This window comes from Collinsella tanakaei (assembly GCF_016902615.1).
GTDB lineage: Bacteria > Actinomycetota > Coriobacteriia > Coriobacteriales > Coriobacteriaceae > Collinsella > Collinsella tanakaei_A.
In genome coordinates, this window is the sequence record NZ_JACJMB010000017.1 from 33,342 (window position 1) to 47,785 (window position 14,444).

Sequence of the window (14,444 nt, forward strand, 5' to 3'; positions counted from 1 at the left end):
TATCGGGTTCAAGAGGGCATGCCGGGCAGACAACCGGCAGCCTAGCAAGGTGGTACCGCGGTTTCAGCCGTCCTTGCGCGAGGGATGATCCTTCGCGCAAGGACGGCTTTTTGTGTAGGAAGGGAAGAGTTATGAGTCTGATCGAAGACCTTGACCAGCTTGAAGCCAAGGCCAAGGAGATGATCGAGGGCGCGCAGAGCCCCGAGGCGCTCGAGCAGGCGCGCGTGGCGCTGCTCGGCCGCAAAGGCGAGATCACCTCGGTGATGCATATGATGGGCAAGGTCGCCCCCGAGGAGCGTCCGGTGCTCGGCAAGCGCGCCAACGAGCTGCGCCGTCTTGCCGAGGGCCTGCTCGAGCGTCGCGGCGGCGCTCTCAAGAGCGAGGCGATGGCTGCCCTGATGGCCACCGAGGCCGTCGACGTCACCCTGCCGGGCGCCCGCCCCACCATCGGTCATCAGCATCTCATCAACCAGATCATCGAGGAGATCGAGGACGTCTTCTGCGGCATCGGCTACACCGTCGAGGACGGTCCGCACGTGGAGACGACCTACTACAACTTCACCGCGCTGAACGCCCCGATGGACCATCCGAGCCGCAGCGCGCGCGACACGTTCTACGTCGTGGACAACGCGCCGGGCACCTGCGCCCACGCCGAGGCCCACGCCCATGGCGAGTCCGACGTGCTGCTGCGCACCCAGACCTCCGGCGTGCAGGTGCACACCATGGAGAGCCAAAAGCCGCCCATCTACATGATCGCGCCGGGCACGGTCTACCGCCCCGATACGCCCGATGCGTGCCACCTGCCCCAGTTCAACCAGGTCGAGGGCCTCGTCGTCGACGAGGGCATCACGTTCGGCGACCTCAAGGGCACGCTCGACTACTTCGTGAAGTGCATGTTCGGCTCCGAGCGCAAGACCCGCTACCGCCCGCACTTCTTCCCCTTCACCGAGCCGTCCTGCGAGGTGGACGTGAGCTGTGGCGTGTGCCACGGCGAGGGCTGCAGCTTCTGCAAGCACTCCGGCTGGATCGAGATTCTGGGCTGCGGCATGGTCGACCCGAACGTGCTCGTGAACTGCGGTATCGACCCGGAGCGCTACTCCGGTTTCGCCTTCGGCATTGGCGTCGAGCGCGTCGCGGCGCTCCGTTACGACCTGCCTGACCTGAGGACCCTGATGGCGGGAGACATGCGCTTCCTCAATCAGTTCTAGGTTGGCTGTCTGCCGCGGCGCGGGCGCGAGCACGCTTCTGCTCTGCTGCCCCCGCGGGATCGAAGACGCCGGTTCGCGGCGCGGCCGGGGGTGTGGCCTCCAGGCGTGTCAAGAGCAAGACCGTTTGGCGACAGGTGGAACCTGTCTGTTAGTCATTAAGGAGAAATCGCAATGCGCGTTCCCTATAGCTGGCTCAACGAGATGATCGAGCTGCCGGAGGACCCGGCTGATCTCGTTGCCGAATTCATCCGCACGGGCACCGAGGTGGAGTCCGTCGACACCGTGGGCGAGTCGTTCGACCACGTGGTCACGGCCCAGATCGTATCCAAGGAGCCCCATCCCGACTCGGATCACATGTGGGTCACGAAGGTCGACGTGGGCTCGTACAACCTCGGCGAGGACGGCAAGCCCGAGCCGCTGCAGATCGTATGCGGCGCCCAGAACTTCAACGAGGGCGACCACATCGTCACGGCCCTGATCGGCGCCGAGCTGCCCGGTGGCGTCAAGATCAAGAAGTCCAAGCTGCGCGGCGTCGTGTCCTTCGGCATGAACTGCTCGGCGCGCGAGCTCGGCCTGTCCGGCGACCACTCCGGCATCATGATCCTGCCGCCCGACGCGCCGGTGGGCGTGCCGTTCGCGCAGTACCAGGGTACCTCGGAGACCGTGCTCGACTGCGAGATCACGCCGAACCGTCCCGACTGCCTGTCGATGGTCGGCATGGCCCGCGAGGTCGGCGCCATCTACGACCGCGACTATCACGTGGAGTACCCCCAGATTAAGCAGGAGGTGGGCGTCCCGACCGCCGACGAGCTGTCCGTCACGATCGACGGCGAGGGCATGTGCGACCGCTACGTGGCCCGCATCGTCCGCAACGTGAAGGTCGGCCCCAGCCCCGACTGGATGGTCCAGCGCCTGAACGCGCTGGGTATCCGCACGCACAACAACATCGTGGACATCACGAACTACGTCATGATGCTCACCGGCCAGCCGCTGCACGCCTTCGACCTCTCGACGTTCGCCGCCCGCGACGGGCACCGCTCCGTGGTCGTGCGCGCCGCGCGCGAGGGGGAGACCTTCACCACGCTCGACGGCGTCGAGCGCACGCTATCCGCGGGCATGTCGCTCATCACCGACGGCGAGCGTCCCGTGGCCCTCGCTGGCGTCATGGGCGGCATGGATTCCGAGATCGAGGATGACACCGTCGACGTCATGGTCGAGAGCGCCTGCTTCGACGCCGGCCGCACCTCGCACACGAGCCGTGACCTCTCGCTCATCTCTGACGCCTCCATCCGCTTCGAGCGTCAGGTCGACGAGACCGGCTGCGTCGACGTGGCGAACATCACCTGCGCACTCATCGAGGAGCTCGCCGGCGGCGAGGTTGCGCCCGGCTACGTGGACGTGTACCCGGCGCCCAAGCAGCAGCCCGAGCTCACGCTGCGCCTTGCGCGCGTGCACGCCATCTGCGGCGCCGACATCGAGGCCGATTTCGTCGAGCGCGCCCTCACGCGCCTCGGCTGCACGGTGACGCGCTCCTCCAAGGACGGCGAGACCGTGTTCGCTGTGGTGCCCCCGAGCTTCCGCCCCGATCTGCCGCGCGAGATCGACCTGATCGAGGAGGTTCTGCGCCTGTGGGGCATGGACCGCGTCGAGGCGACTATCCCTGCCGCGAAAAACCACATCGGCGGACTCACGCGCGAGCAGCACCTGACGCGCAAGGTCGGCCAGATCCTGCGCGCCTGCGGGCTGAACGAGACGACGACGTTCGCCTTCGCCGCCGCCGACGACCTCAAGAAGATCGGCATGTCCGAGGAGGGGCGCGGCTGTCCCGTTGTCCTCATGGATCCGCTCGTCGCCGACCAGACCGAGATGCGCCGCTCGCTTATCCCGGGCCTTCTGCGCTCGGTCGCCTATAACGAGGCGCACGGCACTCCCAACGTGCAGCTCTATGAGATCGGCCGCCTGTTCCACGGCCGCGAGAACGCGAGCAAGCCGAAGGAGCGCATGAGCGTGGCGGGCGTGCTGTCCGGCGCCATGGGCGACGTGACCTGGAACCAGAAGTTCAAGCCGCTGCGCTTCTTCGACGGCAAGGGCGTCGTGGAGGAGCTGCTCGCCCAGCTGCGCATCGAGAAGGTGCGCTTCCGTCCCGCCGAGGGGGAGGCCTATTCCTTCCTGCAGCCCGGTCGCGGTGCCGAGGTGCTCTCGGGTGGCGCCGTGCTCGGCTGGGTCGGCGAGATCCACCCCAAGGCGCGCGAGGCCATGGACATCGCCCTGCCGGTCGTCGCGTTCGAGCTCAACTTCGACGCGCTCATCGCCGGCGCGCGCAACCAGGATGCCTACCACGAGTTCTCGAGCTTCCCGAGCGTGGAGCACGACCTGGCGATTGTGGTCGACGAGTCGGTGACCTGCGAGGACCTCGAGCGTCGCATCGTGAGCGCCGGCGGCAAGCTGCTTTCCGGCGTGCGCCTGTTCGACGTCTATCGCGATCCCGTCCGCGTGGGCGAGGGCAAGAAGTCGATGGCGTTCGCGCTCACGTATCGCTCCGATGATCACACGCTCACCTCGGAGGAGGTCGAACGCGCCCACACCAAGCTCGTGACCAAGGTGTGCAAGGCCACCGGCGGCGAGGTCCGCTCCTAAGGCAGGCTCTTTTTCGTCGCTGATGGAGCCCGCGGCGCCCCGGTGGCGACCCGCCGGCGCCGCAAAGGCTTGAGATACGTTAATCGGGGGCCTGCATGTGCGGGCCCCCGCCGCATGAAGGGATCGGTGCGCGATGCCGAGCTGGAACATCCATATCGCCCAGGCCGAGCGGCTGCTCGAGCGCGGCGGCGCGGTGGCGCGCACGGTGCGCGATGCGAACGCGTTTCTGTTCGGTAACCTCGTGCCCGATATCATGGTGGGGTACATGGTTCCCGGCATCACCGATCCCATTCCCTACCGCACGACCCATTTCGCAGCGCCGGAGTTCATCCCGAAACCGCGCGAGCGGGAGTTCTGGGACACCTATGTCATGCCGCTTTTCGAGCAGCTCGGCGAGGCGGATTCCCGCTGCGTTACGGTTGTGCCCACGAGCATCGTCGAGGAACGCGCGGCCATCGACCGAATTCATTTCCCGCAGCGCTTCGAGTCCGATGACGCCGCTGCTCCGGTGACTGAGGCGGGGGAGACCGCGCTGCCGAGCGCCGCGCGGACCCTGTTCGATCTCGTGCTGGGCACCTGGGCCCATCTCGTTGCCGACAACCTGTGGAATACCCGGGTCAATCAATTTCTCGACGAGCACGGCGGCAAGCCCTCCGAGCAGTTCCGCATCAAGAAGCAGGGCGATTTTGACGGGTTCGGCAAGATGCTTCCCATCACGTCCATCCCGCGTGAAACGCCTGAACTGGTGGCTGCCGCCGCGGCGTTTCCCCAGTATCCGATCGCAAGCGACCATGTGCACGACGCCATCGTGGTCACCCACGAGATCGTGCGCACGAACGGCGCCCCCGCGCATGCTCCGTATCAGCTGCTGACCGAGGATTTCTTCGAGATCACGTTTGCCGAGGTGCTCGACACCACCGACCGTGCCCTCGAGGAACGGCTGTAGGCGCACCGAGGGCGTATTCCTCTCCGCTCGGCTGCGGGTTTTCACATGGTGCTCCGGAGGCGATGCCGGTGTGCGAAAGCGTCCGGTATGCCGGCGGTCTCCATGGCCTCATCCTTCTGCTAGTGCAGGCCTGAAAAAGTATGAATACATATAAAATATTGTGATTGGTACGTTTTTTCGGTGCGATTGCTCCACCGTTCGCAAAGGCGCTGCGTTTCCGCAGGAAAAAACTGGACAAATGATGAAGGTCTTCCGCCGATGGGGAAAAGGCACCCAAAAATCGTACCCCTCACAATATCTTGTGATAAGTGCTGTTTTTGAGCCTCCGCTACTCAGAGTTTTTTATACAGTAACTGACCGCTGCTTGCTGAATCTTATACATTCCACGATGCGGGTAGCAGCAATCGCCGAAGTGACCGCTTCTCCGGCGTCAGTCCCAGGGGGACGCATGCCGGCGCAAGGCCAAGATGGTGGGCGATTCGCTGCACAATGCCCTCGAAGCAATCGAAATCCTGCAGACGCTCGGGCGTGATGAACATCACGGTATAGCCCATGGCCTCGATATCGTCACGACGGTCTTCATCGGCGTGCTTAGAGCCCGGTTCATCATGGTAGAGGAGGCTTTGGTATTCCAAAACGAGCTGCGCTTCCCGGTAGACAAGGTCTCCGTAGCGCGTTTTCTCATCATGCTGTTGCCCTAGGTAGGCAATGATCGGCAGGTCGGCATTACGTTCGGGAATCGGCAAGCCGTACTCACCCTCGGCAGGTGGCAGGCACAGCAGGAGCAACAGGGCCGATTCCATGGGGGAGGCCGATTTGTTTTGCACATAGTGCAGTGCCTGACGGGCGGCTATGCTGTCCGGCTCTCTGACAAACCGTTCGAGTGCAGCCGTGATAGAAGAGACGTTCGTGAGAGGCTCGGGATCGTACTGCGTTGCCATCTCAGGGTAGTGTTCGGGCGCCGTGGCATAGGTTCCGCACAGCTCGAGGCCGAGCTGTGCTCGCAGAGCGAGCGGCTTAGCTCGGCAGAACAGGATATATGTCATCTCAGGGCTCAAGCCCTTGCAGCATTCATCGAGCTCAATGAAGTCAACGCCACCGCGGACCGGGGGAATTACCTGGCAGTTTACAAGTTTGGAGGGACGTCGATCCGCCTTCGCGGGAACGAAGATGCGATAGGGGAGGGGAAGTAGTGGCAGTATCGACGAGACCCGAAGAAGCGGGCGGATATCGCGAACGCCGCGCGCACGACAGGCGAGCTCGCCTATGGCGAGCGTAGAGGGTGCGCTCGGGCGCGGGTAGGCTCCGAGGCGCATCAGCTCAAGCGAAGGGTTCTCAGTCAAATACACGGTCTTCATGTATGTAATACTACATGCAAAACATTAATACACAAAAGAAATTATTACAGATAACCTAGAGAATATAAAACTCATCTTTATGAGTACACAGAGTCGCAAAAAGAAAAAAGCCCCTGTCCGAAGACAGGGGCTGGCATGCAGTGTGCGCGGTGCGTGTATCAGGCGCGGCGTTTAGCGGACCTGGGCGACGTACGCGACGTTCGTGGAGGTCGCCTTGCCATCGAGGTGGATGGACATGCGCGGATCGCCGGCGGTAGCGACGGTCAGGTCGCCTTCCTTGACGTAGCCGAGCTCCTTGGCGGTCTCGATCGCCTTGATGATCGTGCCGTTGACGGTGCCCTGGGTGATAGCGGCCAAGTGCGGGTCGACGCCCCAGTACATGATCATCTGCTGAACGGCCCACTCATGACGGGAGAAGGCGCAGATGGGCACGTTCGGGCGGAAGTGCGAGATCAGGCGGGCGGTGCGGCCGGTCGTGGTCGGCACGGTGATGCACTTGGCGCCGACGACGGTGGCCATGTTCACGGCGGACATACCCACGACGTTGTTGATGACGCGGGTGCCGTGAGCGTTCTCGGGGGCCTTGAGCGGCGCGTGGACCGGGAGGTGCTTCTCGGTCTCGTGCGCGATGTGGGCCTGCATCTTCACGGCCTCGACCGGATACTGGCCGGCAGCGGTCTCGCCGGAGAGCATGACGGCGTCGGTGCCGTCGTAGATGGCGTTCGCGACGTCGGCAACCTCAGCGCGGGTCGGGCGCGGGTTGTGCTGCATGGAGTCGAGCATCTGGGTCGCGGTGATGACGGGCTTGTAGGCCGCGTTGCACTTGGCGATGATCTCCTTCTGGATGTGCGGCACGAGCTCGGGCGCGATCTCGATGCCCAGGTCGCCACGGGCGACCATGATGCCGTCGGAGGCCTCGAGGATGGCGTCGAAGTTCTGGACGCCGAGGGCGCACTCGATCTTCGGGAAGATCGTGATGTGCTCGCCACCGTTCAGGCGGCAGAGGTGACGGATCTCCTCGACGGCCTGGGCGTTGCGGATGAAGGAGGCAGCGATGTAGTCGATGTTCTCCTTGATGCCGAACAGGATGTCCTCGCGGTCGCGGTCGGTGATGGCGGGCAGGCCGATCTCGACGTTGGGGATGTTCACGCCCTTGCGCTCGCCGATGACGCCGGTGTTCTTGACGATGCAGTGCATGTCCTGGCCGTCGATGCTCTCGACCTCGAGGGCGACCAGGCCGTCATCGATCAGGATGAGGGAGCCGGGCTCGGCCTCGGAGGGGAGCTCGAGGTAGTCGAGGGAGATGTGGGTCTCGTCGCCGAGCCAGTCCTCGGAGGTGGGCTGAGCGGTGACGATGATCTTGTCGCCCTCGTTGACGGTGATCTTGGCGTGGTCCTTCAGAAGACCGGTGCGGACCTCGGGGCCCTTGGTGTCGAGCAGGATACCCACGGGGATACCGAGCTCGCGGGAGATGCGGCGGACACGCTCGATGCGCTCGTGGTGCTCCTCATAGGAGCCGTGCGAGAAGTTGAAGCGGGCGACGTTCATGCCGCTCTTGATCATCTCGCGAAGCGTCTCGTCGTTGTCGCAGGCGGGACCCATGGTGCATACGATCTTGGTGCGCTTGTACATGCAGACCTCCAACTGACAGTGTCTTTGCGCTGATAAAACGAATTATCGCTGGCATATTATAGGCGAAATGCCCGCGTTCGTCAGTAAAGGTTGCGTTACTGACGAGATGCCACACACCCTCTACGAGAACCATCCCATACTACGAGATACGGTGACGGGAACGGGTAAAGCAGTTTATATGCTTCAGGTTTTCCACATTATTGCGCGGGCTGCACCGGGGGCGGCGCTTTGCGCGCGCCGGACGAGAGCATAGGCGTGATGGCGCCACTTCATGCGCCGCGCGACGGTCGGATGCGCTGCGGTATGCCGCAAACGTTGCGGGCGCTCGCCACCCCTTTGACCTGCGGTTTGCAAAAAGCTGCAGAAATGCTCCGGTCGAACATTTCAAACGTCTGGAGCGTTGAAGTGAGAGTTAGACGTGGCTACACTGGGCCCGAAATCAGATGGTGAGGTGCCTTGCGGTCGATCGATGGCAGCGGGCGCCTGGTAGATGAGGGCTGGTGGTGGCTATGGCGGACGGCAGGACGGGTCGCGGGCTTTCTCGGGATGCCCGCGTGATGCTCGCGGCGAGCTTTTTCTATCTGAGCAGCACGATGCTCGTGACCCCCGTGATCTCGGGGTTCGCCGGATCGTTGGGCGCCACGGCTGCGTTCATGGGCGTCATCGGCGGCCTCATGAACGTCTGCTCGCTCGTGATGCGCCCCATCGCCGGTAACCTTTCCGACATCATGCGCAAGCGCCGCATCGCCACGATCGGTTCCATCGTGCTCGCCACCTCGACGACGCTCTACGCCTTCGTGACCGACCCCATGCAGGTGGCGGTGCTGCGACTCATCAGCGGGGCGGGCTACGCCTTCTGCTCTGTGTGCATGTCGACCTGGTTCGCCTCGCTGCTGCCGCCCGAGCACGTCGGCAGCGGCATGGGCATGTTCGGCATGATGAATGCGCTCGGCATGGCGGTCGGTCCGGCCATCGCCCTGGCGATCAGCGACGCGTTCGGGTATCGCCCGGCGCTCGTCTTCGGCGGTGCCATGGCGGCCATGACGATGGTGCTCGTACAGTTCGTGAGCAACCCCGGAGAGCCCGTGGGCGCGAGTGCGCAGCAGGGCGACGCATCTGAGCACCCCGCCCGCAAGCTCGCGATCGTCGACGTCCGCGTCGTACCGGCCGCGCTCATCATCGCGCTGTTCACGATTCCCTATATGGCTACGCAGTCGTTTCTCGTGAGTTTCGTCGCGGCGCGCGGGCTCGACGTCGCCGTCAGCATGTTCTTCCCGGTCTACGCTATCGTGCTGCTCGCCATGCGCTATCTGCTCAAGCGCCAGTTCGACACCGTGAAGTTCGGCCCGTTCCTGTTCGCGGCGTCCGCCTCGGCCATCGCGTCGCTGGCGCTGCTCACCCTCATGCGCGGCAACGTCGCGATGTTTGTCGCCGCCGCGTGCATGGCGGGCGGCTACGGCATCATGTGTTCGGTCTGCCAGTCGACGGCCGTGCGCCTCGTGGGCCCCGAGCACGCCGGCATGGCGAACAGCACCTACTATATGGGGCTCGATATCGGCATGGCGGTCGGCCCCATGATCGGCGGCGTGCTGTTCGGCTCGGTCGACCTCAACCTGTTCTATCCGATTCTTGCCATCACGGTTCCCGCGGCGCTCGCGGTCTACGCGTGCTCGAAGGGCCTGCGCCGCATGTAGCGCGCGGGGCGCTGTCCCCGATGGGGACAGCCGGGCGCCCCTTACGCGCTCTCGCGCACGACGAGGGTGGGGGAGAACACGAGGTGCTGACGGGCGGCTGCCGCACCGCCTTGCGCCTCGATGGCCTCCACCGCCATGCGCGCGGCCTTCTGGCCCATCTCGATGGCGGGGATCTCCATGGCGGTCATGGTCGTTTCGAGCATCCGTCCGATGGCGTGTCCCGTGAGGCAGATGACGCGGATGTCGTCGGGGCACTTGAGACCGCGCTCGTGCAGGACGCGCATCGCGCCGAGCCCCTGGATGTCCACGGCGGCCGCGATGGCGTCGAGGTTCGGGTGCTCGTCGAGCAGGCGCGCCGCGCAGCGATAGCCGTACTCGAAGTTGTTGGGTTCCAGGTTGCTCGACGGCGTGACGCAGATGCTCTCGAGTCCGTGCTCGCGGATCGCGTCGCGGTAGCCGTCGTAGCGGCGCTTGTAGGGGGAGATGGAGCGGGGGCTGTTGATGAGGCCGATCTCGCGGCAACCCTTCTCCATCAGGTAGTGGATCGCCTCGTAGCTGCAGGCGTAGTAGTCTGCCACGACGCTGCTCAGGCTCTGCTCCTGCATGCGGACGACCTGTACGACGGGCGTGCCCTCCGTCTGGATGTCGCGCATGAGACGGCCGTTTTTGCCCGTGCCTGCGATGATGATCGCGTCGACGAAGCCGCTGCGCATGCGGTTCAGGCTTTCGGCCTCGAGCTTGGGGTCGTCGTTGCTGTTGGCGAAGATAATGGAGTACCCGAGCTTCTGGGCCTCCTCTTCCACACCCTGCGCGATCTCGGCGAAAATCGTGAGCTGCAGACGGGGGACCACGATGCCGATCGTATGCTGCCGTCCGCGGCGCAGCCCCTGGGCGATGGGGTTGGGGCGGTAGCCCAGCTCCTTTGCCGCCTTGAGGATGCGCGCCTTGGTGGCGGGATGCACGTGAGCGGTGTTGTTGAGTGCGCGCGAGACGGTGCTCACGTCGACGTTTGCCAGCTGGGCAACGTCTTTCAGGGTCGGCATGGCGCCTCCCTTCTATATATGTAGACCGTCGGGCAAAACGGTGTCCGGGAGTTTCCTCATAAATATGGCCCCGCACGTGCCAGTTGTGCAAGTCCAAAGCCGAATAGTTCATAGATTATATTGTGATAATACAAACGATTGCACAAATATGTCTGCAAATGATGAACTTCAATATCGAAGTGGAATCCTGCAGTACAAAAAGCACTAAATCATAGGTTACCTTGTGTTTTGAGGATGAACGGTAGGTATTTGAGGGCGAGCGTACCGTCCGTGCAATTTGTTGCAAGGCTTGCATAATTCATTGAATTGGTCCGAAGAACAGGCTTTAATACAGGTCAAGCAAAGCAAACGTTTGCATTACTTGCTACGCGGGAGCAGCTACCCCGCACAAGTCAAAAGCGTGAGAAGGGATTTTCGACCATGGCTAAGACCGTTACCTTCAAGACCATCTTCCCGGCCGTCTCCGTGCCTCTGAACGAGGACTACTCCATCAACGAGCCCGAGTTCCGCGCCTACCTGCGCTGGATCAAGTCCTTCTACGGCAAGGGCATCGAGGGCCTGGTCTGCAACGGCCACACCGGCGAGATCACCAGCCTGACCCAGCCCGAGCGCAAGCGCGTCACCGAGATCTGCGCTGAGGAGTGCGGCGACTGCATGACCATCATCTCCGGTGTCAACTGCGAGCACACCGCGGGCGCCATCGAGATGGCTCGCGAGGCCAAGGAGGCCGGCGCTGACGGCATCCTGCTCATGCCGCCTCACATGTGGCTCCGCTTCGGCATGAACCCGGATGCCCCGTTCGAGTACGTCAAGGACGTTGCCGAGGGCGCCGACATCGACATCATCATCCACCTGTATCCCGCGACCTCCAAGGCCTTCTATCCCGTCGAGACCCTCGTCAAGATGTGCAAGGAGATCGACCACGTCAAGTGCATCAAGATGGGCACCCGCGTTACCTCCATCTACGAGCACGACGTCCGCGTCCTGCGTGAGGAGTGCCCGGACATCTCGCTGATCACCTGCCACGACGAGACCCTCTGCCCCTCCTGGTTCACCGGCATGGACGGCGCCCTCATCGGCTTCGCCGGCTGCGTGCCCGAGCTCATCTGCCCGGCGTGGGATGTCTTCAAGAACCCCGCCGAGCACACGCTCAAGGAGGCCCAGGACTGGTCCGACCGCATCTATCACATCGCTCAGGCCATCTACGGCGGCGGCCAGCCCTCTGGTGAGGCTCACGCTCGCCTCAAGGAGACCCTGTACCAGCGCGGCATCTTCACCAACGCCATCATGCGCAAGCCCGTTCTCCCGCTCAACCAGGAAGAGAAGGACTGGGTTGCCGAGGGCATCAAGAAGTCTGGCCTCGACAAGGTCGATATGACCCAGTTCGCGTAAGGGTTCATATCTCCCATACGCCCTGCGTGTGATTACGGGCGGCCATCGCGAACCCAAATAGCTCCTAATGGGTCGCGTGGCCGCCCCTCTTTTATAGAGAGGAGCTTCTCAATGGCAGACACCACCGCTGTCGATGAGGGCCTCGCCCCTGCCGATAACGTCTTCGGTTTCGAACCCTCAAGCGTCAAGCGCCTACCGATCACCGAGTTGCTGAAGCGCATGGGTCCCGGCTTCGTGCTTGCCGGCATCCAGCTCGGCCCCGGTTCCCTGACCACCTCCGCTATGCTGGGCGGCGACTACGCCTACCAGCTCCTTTGGGTCCTTCTGCCCGTCATCTTCATGGGCACGACCTTCATCTTAGTCGCCTATCGCCTCGGCATGGCAACGGGCAAGCCGACCATCGACGCCATCCGCGAGTACTACGGCAACGCCGCGGCGACATTCGTCGGCCTCGTCACCTTCTTCGCCTGCGTCTGCTTCAACATCGGCAACGTCGCCGGTATCGGCGCGGGCATGAGCCTGATCTTCGGCATAGACTGGAAGATAGGCGCGGCCATCGTCATGGTCTTCGTGTTTTTGTGCTACTTCCTGAAGGGCGTGTACGGCAAGATTGAGAAGGCCGTCACCGTCTGCATCGCCGTCATGGCGATCGCCTTCATTGTCGTGCTCGTCATGACCGGCGGTCCCGACTGGGCAGCAGCCGGATCCGGTCTCGTGCAGTGGCAGTTCCCTGAGGGCAGCCTCGTGACCGTGCTCGGCTTCCTCGGCTCCTCCGCCTCCGTGCTTGCCGGTATGTACGGCACGTACCTGGGCGTCGAGAAGGAGTGGAAGAAGCAGGACCTCTTCAACGGCGTCATGGTTTCCGACGCGCTGGCCCAGGTTCTCGGTACCGTCGTCATCTCCGGCGTGGTCATCATGGTCGGCGCCATCGTGCTGAACCCGACCGGTCAGGAGATCAAGAACATCGGCAACCTCGCGGTCATGCTTGAGCCCGCTTTCGGTCAGTTCGCGAACCTCGTCATGGGCGTCGCCTTCCTCGCTGCGGCCTTCGCCGCCATCATGGGCAACACCGGCCGCTGCTCGGTGTTTTTGAACGCGGGCCTGAACCTGCCGACGGGCCTCGACTCCAAGAACATCAAGATCACCGCCGCGTGCATCCTGGTCGGAGCCATGGCCATCGCGTTCGCCTACGGCAGCTCGCCCATCCAGCTGACCTACTTCTCCAACGTTCTGACGAGCATCGGTACGCCGACCGCCGGCTTCTTCATCACGCGCATGATCTGGCGCAAGGATGTCAGCCGTGGTCTGAAGGCGCCGCGTGCCCTGCAGATCTGCATGACGGTGAGCTACATCTTCTACACCGCGCTCATGCTCTTCGCGCTCTATCGTGCCGTTCCCAACTTCCTGGGCTCGATCATGTAGCGCACACGCGTAAGGACCTGTTGGCGCACGTCCTTACGTCGGAAAAACTTGTCTCCCCCTTTCCGTGTGTACGGGGGCTCGCTTTGCAAGGCGGGCCCCCGTGCGCGTATCTGCGGGCACGCGACGCCTCGCTACTCTACCCCATGCGAGGCGCGCATCGGATTGCCGAAACGTTGCTGCAACATGCGGGCGGCGCGCCGCCGCTTGCCTGGCCGGTGCGCGGGTGGGAGGGGCGCCCGTACCGTTCACCGATGGATAGGTGCCGCTCGGCTGCACCAGACGGGCAGGTAGGCGCGTTGTCCCAGCAAGCCAAGAGGGGAGAAACGAGCGCGCTGCCTTCGGTTTTCCGGCGTGCGGCGCATGCATGCGGCGGCGGGACCTTTGTGGAACCTGTGGAGATTTGAGGTACTATTTCAACTATTGCAAGCCGCCGACCGGTTAGCAGCCTCTAGAGGCCCTTGCCCTTCTTCGAGGGAATTAAGATCGGGCAAATTCTGCTGGTCGGCACGTTGTTCCCAAGAGGGGGAAGCAAGGTATGCAGAAGGAATACTTGGCTTCGGCCGAGGAGGTGCTCGAGGAGCAATCCTCGAATGCCGAAACCGGCCTTACCGCCAGTGTGGCGCAACAGCGTCTGGCGGAAGTCGGCCCGAACAAGCTGGATGAGGAAGAGAAGACCCCGCTGTGGATCCGCTTCTTCCAGCAGATGGCCGACCCGATGGTCATCATGCTCATCGTCGCCGCCGTGATCTCCGCGGTGACCGGCATGATCCAGGGTGAGTCCGAATGGGCAGACGTCGTCATCATCATGGCCGTCGTCATCATCAACTCCGCCCTCGGCGTCATCCAGGAGGCGAAGTCCGAGGAGGCGCTGGCTGCCCTGCAGGAGATGAGCGCCGCCCAGTCCAAGGTCATCCGCGACGGCAAACTCGTCATGCTGCACTCGTCCGAGCTCGTGCCTGGCGACATCATCCTGCTCGAGGCGGGCGACTCGGTTCCCGCCGATTGCCGCGTGCTCGAGAGCGCCTCGATGAAGATCGAGGAGGCAGCCCTGACCGGCGAGTCCGTGCCGGTCGAGAAGCACACCGATGCCATCGAGCTCGCCGCTGATTCCG

At 63.4% G+C, this 14,444-nt stretch carries 10 protein-coding genes; 7 read left to right on the forward strand and 3 right to left on the reverse strand.

Annotation, left to right across the window (positions count from 1 at the left end):
• Positions 1 to 131 precede the first annotated feature (131 nt).
• The 3 genes from pheS (at position 132) to H6A21_RS06925 (ending at position 4,791) form a co-directional block, all read left to right on the forward strand.
• Positions 132 to 1,208, forward strand: a complete 1,077-nt coding sequence (pheS, locus tag H6A21_RS06915) for a phenylalanine--tRNA ligase subunit alpha (protein WP_275052480.1) — start codon at positions 132 to 134, stop codon at positions 1,206 to 1,208.
• A 171-nt stretch (positions 1,209 to 1,379) separates the two neighbouring features.
• The gene (gene pheT / locus H6A21_RS06920; protein WP_204561796.1) at positions 1,380 to 3,845 is read left to right on the forward strand and encodes a phenylalanine--tRNA ligase subunit beta; all 2,466 of its coding nucleotides are present in this window, start codon (positions 1,380 to 1,382) and stop codon (positions 3,843 to 3,845) included.
• 133 nt (positions 3,846 to 3,978) lie between these two features.
• Positions 3,979 to 4,791 carry a hypothetical protein gene (locus H6A21_RS06925; RefSeq protein ID WP_204561798.1) on the forward strand — a complete coding sequence of 271 codons (813 nt, stop codon included), beginning with the start codon at positions 3,979 to 3,981 and terminating at the stop codon, positions 4,789 to 4,791.
• Positions 4,792 to 5,165: 374 nt separating this feature from the next.
• On the opposite strand, the gene H6A21_RS06930 is transcribed toward H6A21_RS06925, so the two are convergent.
• Entirely contained in the window at positions 5,166 to 6,149 is a 984-nt protein-coding gene (locus tag H6A21_RS06930; RefSeq protein ID WP_204561801.1) for a hypothetical protein, read from the reverse strand.
• Between the two features lie 171 nt (positions 6,150 to 6,320).
• A complete protein-coding gene (gene pyk / locus H6A21_RS06935) occupies positions 6,321 to 7,781 on the reverse strand; it encodes a pyruvate kinase (protein WP_204561804.1) in 1,461 nt (486 codons plus the stop codon).
• A gap of 509 nt (positions 7,782 to 8,290) precedes the next feature.
• On the opposite strand from pyk, the gene H6A21_RS06940 reads away from it, so the two are divergent.
• Positions 8,291 to 9,475 carry an MFS transporter gene (locus H6A21_RS06940; RefSeq protein ID WP_204561807.1) on the forward strand — a complete coding sequence of 395 codons (1,185 nt, stop codon included), beginning with the start codon at positions 8,291 to 8,293 and terminating at the stop codon, positions 9,473 to 9,475.
• A 41-nt stretch (positions 9,476 to 9,516) separates the two neighbouring features.
• Here H6A21_RS06940 and H6A21_RS06945 read toward each other — a convergent pair whose 3' ends face one another.
• On the reverse strand, positions 9,517 to 10,518 hold the full coding sequence (locus H6A21_RS06945; RefSeq protein ID WP_204561810.1) for a LacI family DNA-binding transcriptional regulator: 1,002 nt from the start codon (positions 10,516 to 10,518) through the stop codon (positions 9,517 to 9,519).
• Positions 10,519 to 10,938: 420 nt separating this feature from the next.
• On the opposite strand from H6A21_RS06945, the gene H6A21_RS06950 reads away from it, so the two are divergent.
• From H6A21_RS06950 to H6A21_RS06960, 3 genes are all read left to right on the forward strand, one after another.
• Positions 10,939 to 11,910 (forward strand): dihydrodipicolinate synthase family protein, encoded by a 972-nt coding sequence (locus H6A21_RS06950; RefSeq protein WP_204561813.1) that lies wholly within the window; start codon positions 10,939 to 10,941, stop codon positions 11,908 to 11,910.
• Between the two features lie 111 nt (positions 11,911 to 12,021).
• A complete protein-coding gene (locus H6A21_RS06955; RefSeq protein ID WP_204561816.1) occupies positions 12,022 to 13,332 on the forward strand; it encodes an Nramp family divalent metal transporter in 1,311 nt (436 codons plus the stop codon).
• A gap of 535 nt (positions 13,333 to 13,867) precedes the next feature.
• Positions 13,868 to 14,444 (forward strand): HAD-IC family P-type ATPase (locus H6A21_RS06960; RefSeq protein ID WP_204561819.1); only part of this gene is annotated, 577 nt, incomplete at its 3' end.